This window comes from Acinetobacter sp. YH01008 (genome assembly GCF_013420435.1).
In the GTDB taxonomy this organism is placed as follows: Bacteria; Pseudomonadota; Gammaproteobacteria; order Pseudomonadales; family Moraxellaceae; genus Acinetobacter; species Acinetobacter pseudolwoffii.
Genome location: NZ_VOYD01000033.1, coordinates 1 through 17,262, shown reverse-complemented (window position 1 = coordinate 17,262; position 17,262 = coordinate 1). Strand labels below are relative to the sequence as shown.

Here is a 17,262-nt window from a genome sequence, read left to right as displayed (position 1 = left end):
AAGAGTAGAGCAAAACCATGATCGTAAATCCAATTAAACGTCGTCCAACACGTAAAATTCGTGTCGGTTCAGTTTATGTGGGTGGTGATGCACCAATCAGTATCCAGTCTATGACCAATACTGAAACCTGTGATGTGGCAGCCACGGTTGCACAGATTCAGCGCTGTGTCGATGCCGGTGCAGACATCATGCGGGTTTCTGTGCCTACGATGGAAGCGGCGGCAGCATTTGGTGAAATTCGTAAGCAGGTGAATGTGCCTTTGGTGGCTGATATTCACTTCGACTATAAAATTGCTTTGGCAGTTGCGGACTTCGGTGCAGACTGTTTGCGGATTAACCCGGGCAATATCGGTTCAGAAGCCAAGATTCGTGAAGTGGTGGCAGCAGCACGTCATAATGATATTTCAATGCGGATTGGTGTCAATGCCGGTTCACTCGAAAAAGACATTCAAAAGAAATATGGCGAGCCGACAGGCGCAGCATTGCTTGAATCTGCGATGCGTCATATCGACATTTTAGACCGTCTGGATTTTCAGGAATTTAAAATTTCAGTTAAAGCATCCAATGTGTTCCTGACCATGGATGCGTATCGTTTGCTGTCTCAGCAAATTGATAATCCGCTGCATTTGGGTGTAACCGAAGCCGGTATTTACCGTACAGGTTCGGTTAAATCTGCAATCGCCTTGGGTGGTTTGCTGATGGAAGGCATTGGCGATACCATGCGTATTTCGCTTGCTGCCGAGCCTGAAGAAGAAATTAAAATCGGTTTTGATATTCTAAAATCGCTGGGTCTGCGTTCTAACGGCATTAATTTTATTGCCTGCCCAAGCTGTTCACGTCAGGAATTTAATGTGATTTCCGTGATGCAGCAGCTTGAAGAACGTCTGGAAGATATTCGTACTCCAATGGATGTGTCGGTGATTGGCTGTAAAGTAAATGGGCCGGGCGAGGCTAAAGAAGCCGATATCGGTGTCGTAGGTGCAGCGCCACGTTCACTGGTGTATCGTAATGGTGAAAAGAGCCATCTAATTGATACCAATCAACTGGTTGATGAAATCGAAAATATGGTTCGTCAACGTGTTACCGAGCTTGAAGAAGCTAAATCTAAAGAAATTATTCGTACAAGTTTTTCTGAGTAGATCATGAGTTCAATCGTCGCAATCAAAGGTTTTAATGACATTCTCCCAACGCAAAGCCCAGCTTGGAGACGTCTTGAACAGCATCTGTCGGGTTTGATGGATGCTTATGGCTATCAACAAATCCGTTTGCCTATCGTTGAACAGACCAATCTGTTCAAACGTTCGATCGGTGATGCCACCGATATCGTTGAAAAAGAAATGTATACCTTTCTGGACAAAGGTAATCCGCCTGAGTCTCTGACACTACGCCCTGAAGGAACTGCAGGCTGTGTACGTGCCATGCTGGAGCATAATCTGCTTCGTGGTGCAACTCCTCGCGTCTGGTATATCGGGCCAATGTTCCGTTATGAAAAACCACAGAAAGGTCGTTACCGTCAGTTCCACCAGTTTGGTGTAGAAACCTTTGGTGTGGCGACTCCGGACATGGATGCAGAGCTGATTTTGATGACTGCACGTCTGTGGAAACGTATGGGCGTAGCGGACAAGGTTCAACTTGAATTAAATACTTTAGGCGAATCGGATGAACGTGCAGCCTATCGTGCAGCCTTGGTTGAATTTTTAGAGTCACATAAAGCCGATCTGGACGAAGATTCTCAGCGCCGTCTGACCACAAATCCACTGCGTATTCTGGATTCTAAAGATGCCAAAACCCAAAGCATCCTAGAAAATGCACCGAAACTGCATGACTTTATGGGTGAAGAAACTCTGGCGCATTTTGCCCAGTTACAACAGTACCTGACTGATGCCGGCGTGAGTTTTGTGATCAACCAAAAACTGGTACGTGGCTTAGACTACTACAACAAAACTGTCTTTGAATGGACCACAACACATTTAGGTTCACAAGGAACCGTGTGTGCCGGTGGCCGTTATGACGGTCTTGTTGGTCAATTGAAGGGCAAGCCTGATCAGTCTGTACCTGCGGTTGGTTTTGCCATGGGTATCGAACGTTTATTGCTTCTGCTTGAACAGGTTGAAGACAATACACCAACGCGTGATTGTGAAGTATTCCTGGTGGCTGAACCGGCTTCTCAAGGTCAAGCCTTGGTCATTGCTGAACAGATCCGTGATCAGCTTGAAGCAGCGGGGAGTCAGGTGCGTTTGAAAGTGGGCTCTCAAGGTTCAATGAAGTCGCAAATGAAAAAGGCTGATCAGGCCGGTGCTTTATTTGCTGCGATTTTAGGTGAGCGTGAACTTGAAGCGCAGACTTTTACAGTGAAAGAACTGGCAACCGCAGAGCAATCGAATGTGCCATTTACGGACTTCGTTGCATTTTTTAGTGCTAAAATTTCTTTAAAATAATCGATAAAACATCAGGAAAAGGGTAGTCTCATGAGCGCAGTGGGTGATGAACAGTTTGAAAGCTTAAAATCCTTTACGAAGAAATATGGTTCTTCGATCATTACAGGGATTTTGATTGCGCTGATTGCCTTTTTTGGATGGGAATATTGGCAGAAGAAAAACCTGGCAGAGTCGCAAATGCACACTGCCAAGGTTCAGCAGTTGATGGATGATGCACAGGCGACGCAGGGCGATGCCTTTGCCAAGCTGTCTGAAACTGCGGACAAAATTGTCAAAGAAGCACCAGATTCAGCTCAGGCCATTCAGACTCAGCTGGTCATGGCGAAACTGGCCTATGACAAAGAAGATTATGCTGCGGCTGAGAAAGCGCTACAAAAAGTTGAAAACTCGACACTAGACGATAAAGGTCTGGTTCAGGTGGTCAAACTTCGTCTGGCTTATGCGCAACTGGCACAGAAAAAATATGATGCTGCATTGAAAACTTTAGAAGCAGTGACTGAACCTGCGTTTAAAGCAACTGCCGATGAAGCACGTGGCGATATCTATGTTGCCAAAAATGATATTGAAAATGCGAAAAAAGTATATCAAAGTGCATGGGATGCCTTGATTGAACGTAAAGAAGAACGTCAGATTTTACAAATTAAGCTCGAAAGCGTAGGCGTATTGGTCGATGATCCAGAAATCGAACGCCCAATTATAGAAACACAAGCGGAAGAAGCTGCATGAATAGAAAATACAAAATTACCTGTGCCTTGACTGTTTTAACGCTTGCACTGGCTGGCTGTGCAGGTAAAACAAATAAAGTTCCAGAAGTAAAACCGAACCCACTTCCAAAACTGACCCAAGCCAAAACACTGGTTCCTGTATTTTCCACCAGTGTATCTGCGACAGATGCTGCCGATCCATTGCGTTTACGTCTGGATGCAGACAATGGTGTGGTTTTTGCGATTGATCCAAAAGGCGAGGTGTCTGCATTTAAGGGCAAACAGCGTCTCTGGCAGAAAAAAGTCAGCAAAGATAATCTAAGTTCTGGCGTTGAAGCGGCCGAGGGTCTGGTTGTTGTCGGTAGCCAGAAGGGCCAACTGTTTGCACTCGATCAGCAAACCGGTGAGCAAAAATGGACTGCACAATTGACGGGTGCTTTACTGGCGCCTTCACTGATTCATGCAGGTCGTGTGATTAGTGTGAGCAATGACGGTATGGTCTATGCGCATGAAGTGGCAAGCGGTGCACAAGTTTGGACTTATAACCTGCCTAATGTACAATTCAGCCTGCGTGGTATGGCGGCTCCTGTGCCATTAGATGCGCGTAATGTGCTGATTGCATCTTCAAATGCGTATATTTATGCACTGGATGCCTTAAGTGGCGTACCAAAGTTACAGCGTCGTGTCGCCGTGTCGGATGGCCGTTCTGATATTCAGCGTCTGGTCGATATCGACGGTGAGCCGGTCGTTGCAGGTCAGTTTGTGGTGACGACCAGTTATCAAGGTCAGGTGACTGTGCTGGACTTGGCTTCACAGCAAGTGATCTGGAGTGAAGATGCCAGCAGCATCCAGCGTCCAGAAGTTGTCGGAAATGGCGTATTCGTGGCGCAAACTGATGGCAAAATTAAAGCTTTTGAGATTAGCTCGGGTCAACCGCTTTGGGAAAATGATCAATTGCTGAATCGTCAGCTCAGTAATCCAGTGATGTTAGGCACGGATTTGGTGGTCGGTGATCTGGATGGTGTGTTGCACCTGATTGACCCGCGTACCGGACAAATTACTGGTCGTTCGAAAACCTCTGGTGAAGTGCGTAACTTACGCGTGATCGACAACCAGCTTTATGTTTCTACACGCAAGGGCGCATTAAGCATTTGGCAGAACCGTTAATTTTAACGAGCCTTATGTTAAACTAGCCGCAACCGTATTTTTGTGAACGCGGGGTGATTGAAAAATCAATGCCCCGTGTTTTTATTTAGGGTATTTTTCCCCTTATATCTTCCTATACTTTCTGATGTTCAGGCCACTTTGACTGCCTGATTATTGAATAAAGGTTACTCTATGAAACCCGTAATTGCGCTCATTGGTCGTCCGAACGTCGGAAAATCAACTCTGTTCAATCAGATTACCAAGAGCCGTGACGCATTGGTGGCAGACTTTGCTGGTCTGACACGCGACCGTAAATATGGCGATGCAACCTATCAAAATAAATCTTTCATTGTGGTTGATACCGGTGGTATTGGTGAAAATGAAGGCGGTATTGACTCGTATATGGCAGAGCAATCTAAAACTGCCATTCATGAAGCCGATATTATCATTTTTGTGGTCGACGCGCGTGCCGGACTGCTGGCTTCCGATGAGCAGATTGCGCGTGAACTGCGTACTTTAGGTAAAAAGGTCTTTCTGGCGGCCAATAAAGTCGATGGCGTACATGCTGAAGCTGCCTTGGTTGAATTCTACAAACTGGGCATGGGCGAGCCGCTACAAGTTGCTGCCAACCATGGTCGTGGTGTTCAGCAAATGCTGGAAGACGTGCTTGCCGATGTACCGGAAGATGAAAACCCGGAAGAGCATGATAAAAACACTGGTCTGCGTTTAGCGATTATTGGTCGTCCAAACGTGGGTAAATCTACGCTGGTGAACCGTTTGCTCGGCGAAGAGCGTGTGGTGGCATTTGACCAGCCGGGTACAACACGTGACTCGATTTATATTCCATTCGAGCGTGATGGCCGTCAATATACCCTGATTGATACTGCAGGGGTGCGTCGTAAAGGTAAAGTGGATGAAATGATTGAGAAATTCTCGATTGTTAAGACTTTGCAGGCGATGAAAGATGCCAACGTGATTGTGGTTGTGGTCGATGCACGTGATGGTATTGTAGAGCAAGATTTGCATCTGATTGGCTATGCGCTTGAAGCGGGTCGTGCCATGGTCATTGCTGTCAACAAATGGGATAACATGACTGAATATGATCGCAAGCAATGTAAGCTCGATGTAGAGCGTCGCTTCGATTTCATTCCATGGGCAAAAGTGCATTTGATTTCTGCATTGCATGGAACGGGTGTGGGTGAGCTTTATCCTTCGATTCACCGTGCCTATGATTCATCTCGTTTGAAAGTATCACCGGCAAAAATCACCCAGATTTTAAATGATGCAACAGATGCCCACCAACCGCCTATGGTTCAGGGTCGTCGTATTAAAATGCGTTATGCGCATATGGGCGGACAGAATCCACCAACCATCGTGATCCATGGTAACAAGGTCGATAAAACCCCTGCGGATTACCGTCGTTATCTTGAAAACGTATTCCGTAAAGTATACAAGCTTGAAGGTACGCCGATTAAAATCGAGTTTAAAACCTCTGAAAACCCGTTTGAAGGGCGTAAGACGGTGATGGATGAGCGTATTGCAGCGCGTAAACGTCGTTATGTACAGAAGTTCAAGAAAGCCGAGAAGAAATTTAAACGTTAATTTCTTTTTTTAGTTTTCGATAAAAAGCCTGCTGATGCAGGCTTTTTATCGGCTACATTTAGATAGTGCATTTTTTTGCTTTTTGATAAATACGGATATTTTCAAGATTAGCTAAAGCAACATCTGCATCGGCTTGAGAAGCGGCTAAATTATTTTGATTATTATTGCCAGAAAAGGCATTCGTAATTTCACTTGCACGTGCAACTGTTTGTGATTGACCTGCAAAAGCAGACAATGCACCACTTGCAATACCAGCTAATTTTGAAACAGGATTATTGGCTTGAGCATTTGCCTGGTTTTGTGCATTTTGACTGGCTTCTAGAGTGCGTTCAAAGCTGCGTGCTTCTACCGCTAAATCAGTACAATCTAAACCTTTTAAGTATGCGGTTGAGTAGACGCTATTATTCTGCTGTGAAGCATTATTATAGTTAAAAGCATATGTGCGGTCTGCTCGTGCCACAGCAGCATTCGCCTGTGCACGGCTACGCTCCATATTAGCTTCGGCCTGATCCATAATCGCGCCATTTTTTGCTCCCATCACCGCTGTTGCAGCTTCTAACCAAGAGGCGGCCTGTATTGAAAATGATGATACTGCAAGAGTAGTGCTGAGTATGATTTGTTTAAACATGTGACCCTCTGTTTTTGTATGTGTGAAATTGTAATTGAATTGTAACTAATGTTTGTATAAATTTTAAATGACATTTAATAACAGTATTTTAATTTTAATTTTTTAAATAATTTTAATAAGCATTGATTTTTGTGTGGGAGATTAACAGATGCTTGAACAATACTTAGGATTAGATAATGCGACGTCAGATACAGCTATCTAGGAAATTTTATGTTAGAAATAAGCTTTGTAATAAGCCTGTAGGCATTTAATATTGAAACGAAATATCAATATTCATTGGACTCCTCTAGAGCCTTTATTGGCAAATTTGATCCAAAATAATCGTAAAGACTATATTCAACAGCGTAAAAATATTATTTATGCCCATCGTAACCAATTGCTTTCAGATCAACTTAATTATCTTATCCAGTCTTCAGATTTTAGCATTACTGAATTCGGAAAACCCTATCTCCACACTCATCCAGACTTCAACTTTAACCATAGCCATAGTCAAAATTTCTATGCTCTGGCAACGAGCAATAATGTCCAAAATTTGGGAATTGATATTGAAGAGCTGAGCCGTAAGGTTCGATTTGAAGCCATGGCACAACATGCCTTTCATCCTGAAGAGCTTAAGCAGTGGCAGGCACTGGACTATGATTCCGAATACTGGTTTAAGGTCTGGACCACCAAGGAAGCTGTATTAAAGGCCTCAGGACTGGGCATACGCATCAACCTGAATGAGTTAAATACCCAGATTCATCCAGATCAGAATGGTGGAAGATGTGAACATCCAGAGATCGGCGTCTATGCCTATCAAAATTATAATATGGCAGGATGTATGCTCACCGTGGCCTGGCAAAGTGAGCATTCATGCAAGGGTTTCAGATTTCCGCTAATCCAGATTCACCAATCTGTTTAAATCAGCAGAGTAGAAATAGACTCTATTGTCTGGCAATCAACAGGTTGCTGATTCGGTTCACAAACTGTGGACTCATACGTGATAGATGAAATAAAAATTTACTTTTTAATCCAACCGGATGGTGCGTAGCTTGCCAGATAGAGTCTTTAAGCTGTACCAGTTTTAGAATATCCTGTGCGACATCCTCTGCTTTCAAATGTACCCCCATTTTTTTAATACTTTCTGCCTGCATATCTTTCACCATGGCTGTACCGACGAAAAGTGGCATCACATCAAGCACCCGAATCCCATAGGGTTGCCATTCAATATCCAGACTTTCAGTCAGACCGCGCACGGCAAATTTACTGGTCGCATAAGAGGCTAAATCGGCCTGTCCATAAATGGCGGATGCCGAAGATAAATTAATGACACGAGCAAATGAAGATTCTTTTAAATAAGAGAAAGTGGCATGACAGCCATTGAGGAGGCCTTTAACATTAATATCCAGCGTGCGATGATGCGCTGCAATTGTGGTGTCTTCAAAAGGCCCTGAATATAAAATTCCGGCATTATTCACCAGAATGTTGATTTCACCGGCCCAGGCTGAAAACTCCGCCAAAGCTGTTTCCCAGGAAGTATAGTCTGCCACATCCAGAAAGCCTGCTTTGGCATGTTCGCCCAGTTGCTGGGCCAGCTGTTCGGCCTGTGCCACATTGATATCATAAATACCGACTTTATAGCCGTGCTGGTAAAATAGCATGGCTGTCGCGGCGCCAATTCCTTGTGCTGCCCCACTAATCAATATACTGTGCATGTGCTTGATCTCCTTATTGTCTTTTTTTCTTGAGCATAACAAGAAACAGGCAGATTGACGCGACTATTTGGTAAAGAAGAGGTTTTAAAAGTGGAACAATTGCTTAATATCATGCGTGAATTACGTGAAAAATGTCCATGGGATCAGCAGCAGACTCCCGAATCTCTGACCCAATATGCGATTGAAGAAGCTTATGAAGTAGAAGCTGCAGTACGTTCTGGAAATATTGACGAAATTCGCGATGAACTGGGCGATCTGCTGTTACAGGTGGTGTTCCAGTCGCAAATGTACAGCGAGCAGGGTGCTTTTGATTTTCAGGATGTGGTGCAGGCCATTAGCGACAAGCTCATCCGCCGTCATCCGCATGTATTTCAGGCTGAACAGTTTGTAAAATTGAGCCCGGAAGATGTCTCTCAGCTCTGGCAAGAAATTAAACAGCAAGAAAAGCAGGGCAAGCCACGTTCCCGTTTAGATGAAATCAAGCATGCACCGGCCTTGGTACAGGCAGATGAAATCCAGAAAAATGTCGCAAAAATCGGCTTTGATTTTCCCGATGTCACTGGGGCATATGACAAAGTAGAAGAAGAGCTGGCCGAGTTAAAAGAAGCTTTGGCAAGCCAGAATTCCGATGAAATACAGGAAGAATTTGGTGACTGCTTATTTTCTCTGGTCAATGTTGGCCGTAAACTTGGAATCTCGAGTGAAATGGCATTATTAGGCACGATCCATAAGTTTCGTACTCGATTTGCCTTGATGGAACATCAGGCGGAAAAACAACAACTCAATATAGACCGCTTGTCACTGGCTGAATTGGATCAGCTCTGGGAACAGGCCAAATTAGAATTAAAACAAAGAGCGGCGCATGAACAAACAACAACATCGAACAAGTCCGGCGTGGATTAATCTTCTTCTGGGTTTATGGCTAGGCTATATTGCTATTGGAACTGCACATGCAACTGCGACCGATTATATGGAATGGAAGACCAGACAACAGCAACATGATGCGCGGCTCAAACAACAGAATGCATCGACTAAAGCAGATCACTATCTGGCAAAACCGGCACTTTCGGTACAAGCGACAGGTGATAGAATTAGTTTAAATAGTGCAAATATTGAACAATTGCAACAGTTGCATGGCGTGGGACAAAAGAAAGCCCAAGCCATTGTTGAGTATCGGCAGAAAAATGGGAAATTTAAAAGCATTGAAGATATTCAGCTGGTCAAAGGCATTGGGCCGGCATTATTTGCCAAAAACAAGGCCAGACTCGCGTTGTGAATAGACTGAATTGATGCAAAATACAGAATCAATCTGAGCGGCAGGATTGACATAATCAAATTGCCCTTTAGTCGTGTAAGCGATATGATTAGCGTCATCTTAGAATTTTACGTTCAGACGTAGGAGACAGCGTCTTTTGCAAACTTTGCGCGCGTCAAAATGTGGTTTATCAACCGCTCAATTACCTTCTTATATTCTCGATGTGATTGATGCCTTAAACAAGGCAGGCTATGAAGCTTATATCGTGGGTGGTGGTGTTCGAGATCTGATGTTAGGTTTGAATCCTAAAGATTTCGATGCAGTTACCAATGCAACCCCGGCTCAGGTCAAGGAAGTATTCGGACGACGTTGTCGAATTATCGGACGGCGTTTTGAACTGGCGCATGTCTATTCAGGGCGGGAACTGGTTGAAGTGGCCACCTTCCGGGCACCTCCAAAAAAAGCAGTCACCTCGGCAGCGGGGATGATTCTGCGTGATAATAACTGGGGCAGCATCGAGCAGGATTTTGCCCGTCGCGACTTCTCGATCAATGCAATGTATTACCAGCCGCGTAAAGCGATTGTGCTGGATTTCTGCAATGCTGTAGATGATATTCACAGCAAAACTTTACGTTTGCTCGGTGATCCGGCCTTAAGATTTGAAGAAGATCCGGTGCGGATGTTACGTACTTTACGTTTTGCTGCCAAGCTGAATTTCAGTATTGATGAAGCCATTCTGGATATTTTCACGCCGGAAATGACCCAGCTGCTGCGTGATGTCTCTCCGCATCGACTCTATGATGAATCACAAAAGTTATTCACCATGGGGCATCTGAATCGTGTGTTGCCCATGCTGATTGACTTCGGAATCTGGCATCAGCTGTTCGCCGATATCAAAGCTGAAATCACGCCGTTTATGGAGCGTGCCGCGAAAAATACCGATCAGCGTATTTCGATTGGCAAGACCATCAATCCTGCATTTTTCTACGCGGTACTGTTATGGCAGCCATTCCTCGAGCGTTGTGAGTTTTATCTGAATAAAGGCGTGGTCGCAGCAGAAGCACGTGCCCAAGCGGGTCTGGATGTTTTGAAACGTCAGGCAACCCGAACCATTATTCCTCGCTTCGCCGAGACTTTCATTCGTGAAGTCTGGGAAATGCAGACCCGTTTACTGAATCCAAAACCGCAACAAATTGAGGCCTTGTCTAGTCATGCGCGTTTCCGTGCCGGATTTGACTTTTTGCTGTTGCGCGAAAAATCAGGCGATGCAACGGCGCAAGGCATGGGCAGTTGGTGGGATGCTTACCAGCAAATGAGCGGTGATGAGAAAGAACGGGCGATTAGCCAGTATAACCGTCAGCGTGCCAAGAGCCGTCGTAAGGCCACTCAAGAAGAACATCTGGAACAGAAACTGACGGCACAACAGGATCTCGCCGAGATTGAGCCTTTAGTCAATGAACCTGAACCACGTAACCGCCGGGTGCGTAAAGCCAAGTTTGAAGACAAGGCGAAAACCCTGTCACATGTGGCAGCCAGTGCCAGTGGTGAAATTGGCGCAGATCATCCGATTATGAAACGTAAGCGGGTGCAACGTGATTTAAGCCAGGTGGTGTTTGGGCCAACACAATGATCGTGACGTATATTGGCCTGGGTAGTAACTTGGGCGATTCACGCCAGATTTTGGCAGAAGCTGTACAGAAACTGGCGACATTGGGTCAGGTAAAAACCTCGCATCTGTATCAAAGTCCACCGATGGGGCCACAGGATCAGCCAAATTATCTGAATGCTGTGGTGCAGTTGAATACTAATCTGGCAGCTTTAAGCTTGCTGGATTATTTGCAAGCCTTCGAGCAGGAAGCCGGTCGGGTACGTTTGCGTCATTGGGGCGAGCGTACGCTGGATCTGGACTTGCTGATCTACGGAGATGAACAGATACAGAATCAACGCCTGACTGTACCGCATGTCGGCGTGTTAGAGCGTGATTTCGTACTCATTCCGTTGCTGGACATTGATGCTGAAATACAGGTTCATGCTACATCCTTAAAAGACCTGGACATCGTCAAGCAATCGACCTTAACGGTACTCGATGACACAAACTGGGCAAATATTTAATTTTTGAGTTATGGGTATGTTCGCGAGAACTTCAATCATAGAGGAACATCTTCATGGTCAGTCTGAGTGACTTAAGACGCTTCAAAGCAGATGGACGCAAATTTTCATGTCTGACTTGCTATGATGCCAGCATGGCCAAAGCCATGGAAATTGCAGAAGTAGACAGTATTCTGATTGGCGACTCTTTGGGAATGTCAATTCAGGGCCGCGATTCGACTTTACCAGTGACTGTTGCAGATATGGCCTATCATACCGCTGCGGTACGCCGTGGTAACCAGCATGCCTTTATCATGACTGACTTGCCGTTTATGAGTTATGCCACCTTAAATGATGCCTTGCAAAGTTCCAAAACCGTGATGCAGGCCGGTGCGCAAATGGTGAAAATGGAAGGCGGTGCATGGCTGGCAGAAACCGTGCAGGTGCTGACCCGTAACGGTATTCCAGTCTGTGTGCACTTGGGATTGACGCCACAATCGGTACATGTCTTTGGCGGTTATAAGCTGCAAGCTCGTACCCGTGAAGCAGCGGATCAACTGATTGCAGACTGTAAAGCAGTGGTTGATGCAGGTGCTGCACTGTTACTGCTGGAATGTGTACCGGCACAATTGGGTCAGGAAATCACGGAACTGTTTCCACAAATTCCGGTGATTGGCATTGGTGCAGGCGCAGCCACTGATGGTCAGGTCTTGGTAGTACAAGACATGCTGGGTTTAACCTTTGGCCATACTGCAAAATTTGTCCGTAATTTTATGCAGGAACAATCGGGTGCTACTGCCATTCTGGATGCTTTTAAAGCTTACCATGCTGCAGTTTTGGATGGATCTTTCCCGGCACCCGCACAAACTTTTCAGGTTGAATTGTAAGATGAAAACAGAAACCACCATTCAGGGACTCGCGGCCTCACTTAATCCGGCACGTGCCAACCGCAAGATTATTGGTTTTGTACCCACCATGGGCAATCTGCATCAGGGTCATTTAAATCTGGTACGTGAAGCGCGTAAGCTGTGTGATGTGGTGGTGGTCAGTATCTTTGTCAATCCGATCCAGTTTGGACCCAATGAAGATTTTGACAGCTATCCGCGTACGCTGGAGCAGGACCAGCAGCTGTTGGCAGAAGTCGGTTGTGATATCGTATTTGCACCGACTGTTGAGCAAATGTATGGCAAAAAGCCACGTCTGACCAATATCAGCGTGTCTGAGATTACCAATGATTTATGCGGTTTGCAGCGTCCCGGCCATTTTGATGGTGTCGCAGTGGTGGTCACTAAACTGTTTAACATCGTACAGCCGAATTATGCCTTCTTTGGCCAGAAAGATTATCAGCAATTGGCGGTGATTCGTCAGTTTGTGCAAGACCTGAATATTCCGCTGGAAGTGATTGGTGTGCCGATTGCCCGTGCAGAAGATGGTTTAGCCTTAAGTTCTCGAAATGGTTACCTAAGCCAAGAGCATCGTGCAATCGCACCGGTCATTTATCAAAGCTTACAAAAGGCTGAACAGCAGCTCCATGCTGCGATTGAACTGGATACGGTATTGGCCGAGCTTCGCCAGACTTTAACAGATGTCGGGTTTGTCGTAGACTATGTTGAAGCACGAACGCCAGAATTACAAAAAATTCATACGTTTAATCAAGATGTTGTGTTATTTGTAGCTGCAAAGATAGGTAATACACGTCTGATCGATAACCTGCAGGTCAAATACACTGCCGGATAGGATGAAAGGGTAGCATGTATGAAGCGCATTTTAATTGTCACGGGACAATCTGGTTCAGGTAAATCATCTGCATTGCAGGTGCTTGAGGATCTGGGTTATTACTGTATTGATAATCTGCCTTTGGCATTGCTTCCCGAAATTGTGGCGAAACTGCACAGTGAGAACAATCTGGAACAGTTGGCCTTGGGGGTCGATGTACGCAGTACCCGGGCCGATTTGCAAGAATTTGATCATGTGTTCGAGCAGCTACAACAGCATGGCTCGGTCGATATTATCTATCTGACCACGCAGGATCAGGAACTGATTGCGCGCTTTAGTGCCTCGCGTCGGCCGCATCCTCTAGCTTCGCGCTTTAAGAGTCTGAACGAGTGCATTCAGGAAGAAAAAATCCTGCTAATGCCCATCCAGCTGCGTTCTACCGTGCACATTGATACTACAGATAAAAGCGTGCATGACCTGAAACATACCTTATTGACCAAGTTGGGACAGACCGATAACCTGATCCTGATTTTGCAGTCTTTTGGTTATAAGCATGGCATTCCACTGGATGCCGATTATGTCTTTGATGTCCGGCATTTGCCGAATCCGCATTGGGAACTGGAATTACGCAAATTTTCAGGACTCGATCAACCGGTGCAGGAGTTTTTGCAAAAGAGCGATCAGGTCGAAGATATGTTTAATGATATTTATCATTTTCTGGACAAATGGTTACCGACCTTTTCTGAAGGGCATCGTCATTATATGACTGTGTCAATTGGCTGTACCGGTGGTCAGCATCGTTCTGTTTACATTGTGGATAGACTAAAAAAAGCCCTTGAGGCAAAATGGTCTATTCAAGTCCTCCATCGAGAAATGAAGCACTGGTCATGATTGATACCACTGTTGACGTAATTAATAAACTGGGTTTACATGCACGCGCATCTGGTAAACTTATAGAAGTGACTACCAAATTTCGTTCCAGTATCCAGATTGGAAAAACGGACAAACTGGTAGATGCAAAAAATATCATGTCCTTGCTGATGCTCGGTGCGGGCAAAGGAACAACTTTACGCTTGGTGATTGAAGGAGCGGATGAGGACAAAGCCTTATCTGAAATTCAGGCACTATTTGCAGCAAAATTTTATGAGGCAGATTAATCGTGGCACGTCGACCGAACAGTTTAACTGAAGAAGATTTTGATTCTTTAGAGGGACGCGCAAGTAAAACCGAACAGAAAAAAGCAGTCCAGCGTATGGCGGCTTTGGGTGCACAGCTGGCTGAGTTGAGTGCTAAACAAATTAAAAACTTGCCTGTTGAAGAGCGTTTGATTGAAGCATTGCTCGATGTACAGGAATTTACCTCACATGAAGCACGTCGCCGTCAATTTTCACGTATTGGTAAATTACTGCGCAATGAAAATGAAACGGTGATTTTATCTTATTTAACACCAAAACAAGGTCTTAAAAAGACAGCCCAATTACAGCGTTGGGTCGATCGAATTGTCAAAGATGGTGACCCGGCCATTAATGAATTTACCAAAACCTATAATGCCACAGAACGTCATACCTTGCGTCAGCATTATCTTCGCGTACATCGTGATTTAAAGAATCAGGCACCTGAAGCAGAGGTCAGTGCGTCTAAGTTAAAGTTATTTAACTATGTACAGCAAGTGGCGTTAATTTCAGACAATTAATTCTTCGTTAAAAAGCGGTCTTTTTAGGCTGCTTTTTTTTGTCTTTACCTTAAGTGAACTGTTTCTTGTGTAAAAAATACCCTGAATTGGATTCATTCGTCCTCAGCATGAAATTTCCATTTTTAATGTAAGCTTGAGTGATAAAAAATCACAAAATTTTCGCAATTAATTTGTTAAAGACTGTAATTTCTTTACAATTCAAAGGCTATTTTTCAGACAGTTTTTTTGAGACTTTAAGTTGAGACTCAAGATCATTGTTAAGTATTTTTTAAAAATAAAAAATGAATTTTGAGCGTTATTAGAGAGTGAAGCCAATCTAATTTATTTTTTTAAACGAAATTTAAGTCTATATAGTTGAAAAACCATTAACTTTTATTTAAAAGGGGATAAAAATCGATGCTGAGTATTTTTTGGTCAAGAGTATGTTAAAGTAAATACAAATAAACATGCTTCATTTTAGCTTAGATATTGAGTTTCAAATACTTAAGCAGACTTTTTTTGAAGATTAAATTTTCAAGTTATTCTTAATTAATTAAATATCAGTGCCTTGCGGTTATGAGTGTATTTGGATAGAAACAGATTAACAAATCCTTTAACCTATAGGTGAGTTTTCAGCGTTCAGTAAATATAGAATCTTTGTTATTGATTGTATAAATTTGGTCGGCAGTGTTTTCTATATTCCATACATATTCAGAGAGGCAGACATGGAACTAAAACTGCTAGAGGTCGGTCAGAATACGGAGCTTTTAAGCTCATGTCGTATATCTCTCATTTTAGGCGTCTATACCTCCAATAATTTACTAGACACCTTCTGTAAGGTTGCCCGTAAAGTCCTAGGCGTTAAAACCAGTATTATTGGATTCCATATGGAGCCGTATATCTGGTACAGCTGTCCGCACGGTTTTCGGGCCTTGCATGCTCGGCAGGAAATTGCCATCCCTACATATCTGCAACAGGCAGATGTCATCGACCAGACTCATCCTGCTTATGCAGAATTGTCGAATTATGTGAAAGAGCTGGGTGTGGTGCATCACCGACTGGTCGCATTTAATTTAAAAGCGAATGCTGGTCAGCCGCTAGGTCAGGTGATTTTTTTTGATGATCAAACTGACAGGTTTGATCAGGATGATATTGAGACCGTTAAGCAATTTGCTGAAAGTTTAGTAATTCGAATCCAACTCAATGAAGAACATACTGAGCTGAAAGAACTATACGAACAGCAATGTGCACAAAACTTTAGTACAACCAAATTTTTCCAGATCATCGCACATGATCTGCGTGCGCCATTTCATGGCCTGCTGGGCTTTTCCGAAGTTCTGGCGCAGGAACGTGATACCTTGGATGAGTCCAGTATTCAGAGTATCGCGGATTATTTATATGATAATGCACAATCGACTTATAACCTGCTGGAAAGCTTGCTGACCTGGGCCATGGCCGAGGGCGGACGCTTTGTATATCATCCGATTAATTATGAACTCAAGCAATCCAGTAAAATTGTCTGCAGTGTATTGCACAGTCTGGCGTTGAATAAAAAAATTGAATTAATCGACAATATTCCCGAAGACATTAAAGTCCATGCGGATATCAATATGATTACTTCAGTGTTGCAGAATCTGGTCTCCAATGCGCTGAAATTCACCCCGGTTAATCAAGGCGGTAAAGTCATTTTAGAGGCAGAAATGGACGGTGAGCAGGTTAAAATCACCATTCAGGATACCGGTCTGGGCATGACTGAAGAGCAGATACAGAATCTGTTCAAGCCGACGTTGATGGTGAGTGTCCGAGGTACCGCTGAAGAGAAAGGTGCTGGTTTAGGTTTGGTATTGTGCAAGCGCTTTATTGATCTGAATCATGGCCAAATCGCGGTGGATTCAAAAGAAGGTCGAGGTACGACCTTTACGGTGCATTTGCCAATGGTCACCAATGATCATCAGGCACTGGTGCTTGAAGATCTGCATGCTGAGAAATCCTAAAAGTTGACATCCTCACCTCCCTGAAACGGAGGTGATTCCTACTGCTAGACGCTTATGCCCAAGCGCAAGTATGTTCTTCGCTGCATTTTCATCCCTGTTATTGGAACTTCCGCATTCACATTCCCATACTCTTATTCGCAAATCTGCTCTACCTTTCGGACTGCTAGAAGTGATCTCACCACAGCACGAACAGATTTGGGTTGTGAATCTCTCACTTACTTCTTCAAACATTGCCCCTGCGTTCTCGCATTTATACTTGAGCATTGTTTTGAATGCTGAAAAACCTGTATCTAAAACAGATTTTGCCATTTTAGTTTTTACAAGT

Annotated in this window: 19 protein-coding genes; 16 read left to right on the top strand and 3 right to left on the bottom strand. The window is 44.3% G+C overall.

Translation table 11 applies throughout. The annotated features are described in order from the left end of the window. Positions 1–17 precede the first annotated feature (17 nt). The 5 genes from ispG to der all read left to right on the top strand — a co-directional run bounded on the left by ispG (position 18) and on the right by der (position 5,890). On the top strand, positions 18–1,139 hold the full coding sequence (gene ispG / locus FTT75_RS13620; RefSeq protein ID WP_005172685.1) for a flavodoxin-dependent (E)-4-hydroxy-3-methylbut-2-enyl-diphosphate synthase: 1,122 nt from the start codon (positions 18–20) through the stop codon (positions 1,137–1,139). A gap of 3 nt (positions 1,140–1,142) precedes the next feature. Beyond that, on the top strand, positions 1,143–2,438 hold the full coding sequence (gene hisS, locus FTT75_RS13615) for a histidine--tRNA ligase (protein ID WP_005095678.1): 1,296 nt from the start codon (positions 1,143–1,145) through the stop codon (positions 2,436–2,438). Between the two features lie 30 nt (positions 2,439–2,468). Further along, complete coding sequence (locus tag FTT75_RS13610) at positions 2,469–3,164, top strand: tetratricopeptide repeat protein (protein WP_005095680.1); 696 nt, start codon at positions 2,469–2,471, stop codon at positions 3,162–3,164. Next, positions 3,161–4,309 carry an outer membrane protein assembly factor BamB gene (gene bamB, locus FTT75_RS13605; protein WP_005095682.1) on the top strand — a complete coding sequence of 383 codons (1,149 nt, stop codon included), beginning with the start codon at positions 3,161–3,163 and terminating at the stop codon, positions 4,307–4,309. The genes FTT75_RS13610 and bamB overlap by 4 nt, the downstream gene beginning before the upstream one ends. A 171-nt stretch (positions 4,310–4,480) precedes the next feature. After that, a complete protein-coding gene (der, locus tag FTT75_RS13600) occupies positions 4,481–5,890 on the top strand; it encodes a ribosome biogenesis GTPase Der (RefSeq protein ID WP_180186656.1) in 1,410 nt (469 codons plus the stop codon). 58 nt (positions 5,891–5,948) lie between these two features. Here the strand turns inward: der and FTT75_RS13595 are convergent, their stop codons facing one another. Then, on the bottom strand, positions 5,949–6,518 hold the full coding sequence (locus tag FTT75_RS13595; RefSeq protein WP_005095685.1) for a hypothetical protein: 570 nt from the start codon (positions 6,516–6,518) through the stop codon (positions 5,949–5,951). Between the two features lie 307 nt (positions 6,519–6,825). Between FTT75_RS13595 and FTT75_RS13590 the strand changes: the two genes are divergently transcribed. Continuing rightward, entirely contained in the window at positions 6,826–7,419 is a 594-nt protein-coding gene (locus FTT75_RS13590) for a 4'-phosphopantetheinyl transferase superfamily protein (protein WP_370982283.1), read from the top strand. A 22-nt stretch (positions 7,420–7,441) separates the two neighbouring features. Here the strand turns inward: FTT75_RS13590 and FTT75_RS13585 are convergent, their stop codons facing one another. Beyond that, on the bottom strand, positions 7,442–8,212 hold the full coding sequence (locus tag FTT75_RS13585) for an SDR family oxidoreductase (RefSeq protein ID WP_005095688.1): 771 nt from the start codon (positions 8,210–8,212) through the stop codon (positions 7,442–7,444). Between the two features lie 90 nt (positions 8,213–8,302). On the opposite strand from FTT75_RS13585, the gene mazG reads away from it, so the two are divergent. The 10 genes from mazG (at position 8,303) to FTT75_RS13535 (ending at position 16,937) form a co-directional block, all read left to right on the top strand. Then, entirely contained in the window at positions 8,303–9,115 is an 813-nt protein-coding gene (gene mazG / locus FTT75_RS13580) for a nucleoside triphosphate pyrophosphohydrolase (RefSeq protein ID WP_180186654.1), read from the top strand. Next, positions 9,075–9,488 (top strand): ComEA family DNA-binding protein, encoded by a 414-nt coding sequence (locus tag FTT75_RS13575; RefSeq protein ID WP_005172659.1) that lies wholly within the window; start codon positions 9,075–9,077, stop codon positions 9,486–9,488. The genes mazG and FTT75_RS13575 overlap by 41 nt, the downstream gene beginning before the upstream one ends. A 136-nt stretch (positions 9,489–9,624) precedes the next feature. After that, complete coding sequence (gene pcnB, locus FTT75_RS13570; RefSeq protein WP_180051190.1) at positions 9,625–11,097, top strand: polynucleotide adenylyltransferase PcnB; 1,473 nt, start codon at positions 9,625–9,627, stop codon at positions 11,095–11,097. Next, entirely contained in the window at positions 11,094–11,579 is a 486-nt protein-coding gene (gene folK, locus FTT75_RS13565) for a 2-amino-4-hydroxy-6-hydroxymethyldihydropteridine diphosphokinase (RefSeq protein ID WP_005172653.1), read from the top strand. The genes pcnB and folK overlap by 4 nt, the downstream gene beginning before the upstream one ends. A gap of 53 nt (positions 11,580–11,632) precedes the next feature. After that, the gene (gene panB, locus FTT75_RS13560; RefSeq protein ID WP_074384037.1) at positions 11,633–12,442 is read left to right on the top strand and encodes a 3-methyl-2-oxobutanoate hydroxymethyltransferase; all 810 of its coding nucleotides are present in this window, start codon (positions 11,633–11,635) and stop codon (positions 12,440–12,442) included. Between the two features lies 1 nt (position 12,443). Further along, positions 12,444–13,292 carry a pantoate--beta-alanine ligase gene (panC, locus tag FTT75_RS13555; RefSeq protein ID WP_180186652.1) on the top strand — a complete coding sequence of 283 codons (849 nt, stop codon included), beginning with the start codon at positions 12,444–12,446 and terminating at the stop codon, positions 13,290–13,292. A gap of 18 nt (positions 13,293–13,310) precedes the next feature. Next, entirely contained in the window at positions 13,311–14,162 is an 852-nt protein-coding gene (gene rapZ, locus FTT75_RS13550; RefSeq protein WP_005172647.1) for an RNase adapter RapZ, read from the top strand. Beyond that, complete coding sequence (locus FTT75_RS13545; protein ID WP_034608740.1) at positions 14,159–14,428, top strand: HPr family phosphocarrier protein; 270 nt, start codon at positions 14,159–14,161, stop codon at positions 14,426–14,428. Before rapZ ends, FTT75_RS13545 begins: the two co-directional genes overlap by 4 nt. Before the next feature lie 2 nt (positions 14,429–14,430). After that, entirely contained in the window at positions 14,431–14,964 is a 534-nt protein-coding gene (yjgA, locus tag FTT75_RS13540; protein ID WP_074384040.1) for a ribosome biogenesis factor YjgA, read from the top strand. 704 nt (positions 14,965–15,668) lie between these two features. Beyond that, entirely contained in the window at positions 15,669–16,937 is a 1,269-nt protein-coding gene (locus tag FTT75_RS13535; RefSeq protein WP_180186650.1) for a HAMP domain-containing sensor histidine kinase, read from the top strand. A gap of 12 nt (positions 16,938–16,949) precedes the next feature. Here the strand turns inward: FTT75_RS13535 and FTT75_RS13530 are convergent. Further along, positions 16,950–17,262 (bottom strand): zinc ribbon domain-containing protein (locus FTT75_RS13530; protein ID WP_180186648.1); only part of this gene is annotated, 313 nt, incomplete at its 5' end.

Coding starts and splice junctions, on each gene's coding strand:
- ispG (WP_005172685.1), top strand. CDS start 18: ATGATCGTAAATCCAATTAAACGTCGTCCAACACGTAAAATTCGTGTC.
- hisS (WP_005095678.1), top strand. CDS start 1,143: ATGAGTTCAATCGTCGCAATCAAAGGTTTTAATGACATTCTCCCAACG.
- FTT75_RS13610 (WP_005095680.1), top strand. CDS start 2,469: ATGAGCGCAGTGGGTGATGAACAGTTTGAAAGCTTAAAATCCTTTACG.
- bamB (WP_005095682.1), top strand. CDS start 3,161: ATGAATAGAAAATACAAAATTACCTGTGCCTTGACTGTTTTAACGCTT.
- der (WP_180186656.1), top strand. CDS start 4,481: ATGAAACCCGTAATTGCGCTCATTGGTCGTCCGAACGTCGGAAAATCA.
- FTT75_RS13595 (WP_005095685.1), bottom strand. CDS start 6,518: ATGTTTAAACAAATCATACTCAGCACTACTCTTGCAGTATCATCATTT.
- FTT75_RS13585 (WP_005095688.1), bottom strand. CDS start 8,212: ATGCACAGTATATTGATTAGTGGGGCAGCACAAGGAATTGGCGCCGCG.
- FTT75_RS13575 (WP_005172659.1), top strand. CDS start 9,075: ATGAACAAACAACAACATCGAACAAGTCCGGCGTGGATTAATCTTCTT.
- folK (WP_005172653.1), top strand. CDS start 11,094: ATGATCGTGACGTATATTGGCCTGGGTAGTAACTTGGGCGATTCACGC.
- panB (WP_074384037.1), top strand. CDS start 11,633: ATGGTCAGTCTGAGTGACTTAAGACGCTTCAAAGCAGATGGACGCAAA.
- panC (WP_180186652.1), top strand. CDS start 12,444: ATGAAAACAGAAACCACCATTCAGGGACTCGCGGCCTCACTTAATCCG.
- rapZ (WP_005172647.1), top strand. CDS start 13,311: ATGAAGCGCATTTTAATTGTCACGGGACAATCTGGTTCAGGTAAATCA.
- FTT75_RS13545 (WP_034608740.1), top strand. CDS start 14,159: ATGATTGATACCACTGTTGACGTAATTAATAAACTGGGTTTACATGCA.
- FTT75_RS13535 (WP_180186650.1), top strand. CDS start 15,669: ATGGAACTAAAACTGCTAGAGGTCGGTCAGAATACGGAGCTTTTAAGC.